Here is a 390-nt window from a genome sequence, read left to right as displayed (position 1 = left end):
AGTATTCCTTATATAAGAAAACACGCATGGGAGGATTCGACGTAATTAAAATTCTCTTTCCTTTTAAACTGACGTCAGTCTTCACGGAACGGAAAAAATTCCCGGAAAAAGATGCAGTTTCTAAAATAGAAAAACGATGCGGCAAATTTTTTAATTTTTTTTTTTTTTATCCGGCTTTTTTCTCCATGGAAGGGAAAAGAAATTCATTTTTCACTCGAGACAATCGACCTCGAGTAGATAAATTGCACGTCAAGAGGAAACAAAAGGAAAAAATTGAAAAAACATGAAGAATCAAAGGGATAGATAAAGGAAAAGGCTGCCTTGACAGGATATATCCCAAAAGTTTGGGGACAAAAGTCACGGAAACTCCGGGCATAATGCCAGTCGCTA

1 protein-coding gene is annotated in these 390 nt (G+C 36.4%); it reads left to right on the top strand.

Going from position 1 to position 390, the window contains the following annotated elements:
• Positions 1-287, top strand: a 287-nt coding sequence (locus tag GUI43_RS34375; protein WP_211326813.1) for a hypothetical protein, incomplete at its 5' end; no start/stop codon positions are given.
• Between the last annotated feature and the right edge of the window lie 103 nt (positions 288-390).

It is taken from the genome of Micromonospora noduli (assembly GCF_003264365.1).
Taxonomy (GTDB): domain Bacteria; phylum Actinomycetota; class Actinomycetes; order Mycobacteriales; family Micromonosporaceae; genus Micromonospora; species Micromonospora noduli.
The sequence above is the reverse complement of the archived record's forward strand: the minus strand, read 5'-3'. Positions and strand labels throughout refer to the sequence as shown.